The 1856-nt window shown below is 30.4% G+C and carries 2 protein-coding genes; both read left to right on the plus strand.

What is annotated here, in order from left to right; translation table 11 throughout:
- The first annotated feature begins 1 nt into the window (after position 1).
- On the plus strand, positions 2-961 hold the full coding sequence (locus A5886_RS15595) for an NAD-dependent epimerase/dehydratase family protein (RefSeq protein ID WP_086276086.1): 960 nt from the start codon (positions 2-4) through the stop codon (positions 959-961).
- Positions 962-1050: 89 nt separating this feature from the next.
- Positions 1051-1698, plus strand: a complete 648-nt coding sequence (locus A5886_RS15600) for an oligosaccharide repeat unit polymerase (RefSeq protein ID WP_086276087.1) — start codon at positions 1051-1053, stop codon at positions 1696-1698.
- Positions 1699-1856: the final 158 nt, after the last annotated feature.

The following is a 1856-nucleotide window of genomic DNA, read 5'->3' on the forward strand; positions in this document are numbered from 1 at the left end:
AATTATTGATAAAGAAAAAAGCGATGTTCAAATTATTGGTATTGATAATTTAAATAGTTATTATGACGTCAAACTAAAGCAAGATAGGTTAAAACTATTAGAAAGATTTGAGAATTACCAATTCATCAAAATGGATATTACGGATAAGAATAGTTTGGATAATCTTTTCAAAAATGAAAAATTCAATATAGTAATTAATTTAGCAGCGCAGGCAGGTGTGAGATATTCTATTACGAACCCATATGCATACTTAGATTCTAATCTATTAGGCTTTTTGAATGTACTGGAGGCTTGCAGAAATTTTCCTGTTGATCATTTATTGTATGCGTCATCCAGTTCAGTTTATGGGGGGAACTCAAAAATCCCTTATTCTACAGAGGATAATGTTGACCATCCGGTTAGTTTGTATGCAGCAACTAAAAAGTCAAATGAGTTGATGGCTCACTCGTATAGTAATCTCTATAATATCCCTACAACTGGTTTACGTTTTTTTACTGTCGTTGGTCCATACGGTAGACCAGATATGGCTTATTTTTCGTTTACAGAAGACATTTTTAATGGCAGAGATATAAAAATTTTTAATCATGGAAACATGAAAAGAGATTTTACTTATGTTGATGATGTTGTAACTGCAATCAGCAGGTTAATTAATAATCCACCAACTACTGATAATGCGTGGAATGAGCTAGATGGTAAAATTAGTGAAAGCTGGGCACCTTATAAGATATATAATATTGGAAATAATACCCCAGAAACTTTAATGAGGTTTGTAGAATTATTGGAAAAACACATAGGAATTGAAGCGAATAAAATATTTATGGATATGCAATTGGGTGATGTTATGAAAACTTATGCAGATATTAGTGATCTTGAAGAAAAGTTAAATTTTAAACCTGAAACATCATTAGATGAATCTTTAAGACTCTTTGTGAAATGGTATAAAGATTATTATAAATATTAAAAAAGGAGCTATAAGAATGAAGATAGCCGTAATAGGACTGGGTTATGTTGGCTTAGCCCTGTCTCTTATACACATCTAGATGTGTATAAGTGTACAATATAAAATTTAATATAAAATTTGTTTTATTTGGATCATACTTTTCAATTGTTTTTTTAAATCTTCTTATGGTTATAAGAAATCAAAGGTTACAGGCAGACTTTTTGTTGAGTTCTTTTTTTAAGGATAACTGGAAAGATATTTTTTGGGGAACTGACTTTTTAACTGAGACGTTGGCAGAATTTGGATTATCTTTCTTTTCTGTGGTAAATATTTTTTCTTTAATTCCTACTCAAATAGACTTCTACAAAGGATATACCTTCTTTGCCATGATTCCGACAATTTTCCCTATTGGATGGGCATTCCCTGAATTTTTTGCAAAAGCTTCTATTTCAAATATTGTTAATCCCATAATCGGATATCCAGTCGGTGCAACAATGTTTGGAGATTTTTATGGAAATTTCTCATATATTGGAGGAATATTGGCTTGCTTTTTATTTGCATATATTTTTACGGTGTCATTCACGCCAAAATTCAAAGATGTCGGTTTATCTAATACTATTTATTACTCCATGTTTTTTGTCTACACTAACCTAATAAGAGCTACATTTTTTGAAATGTTTAGATCTTTTTTTATTCTTATTGTTATAACGATAGTAGTATATAAGCTTACAAAAACGAAAGGTGAACTTATAGTATGAGAAGTAAATATTTGTTGGTTACTCCCTCTTTAAATGGTGGTGGAGCTGAAAAGATTCTTTTGTTTGTTGCCAATGCATTGGCGGTGAATAATGAAGTTACAGTTATTAGCTATCTTTCAGGAGATGTAGCAAATTTAGATAGTTCTATATCTTTAAAT

The sequence above is a fragment of the Candidatus Enterococcus testudinis genome (assembly GCF_002140915.1).
Lineage (GTDB): Bacteria > Bacillota > Bacilli > Lactobacillales > Enterococcaceae > Enterococcus_D > Enterococcus_D testudinis.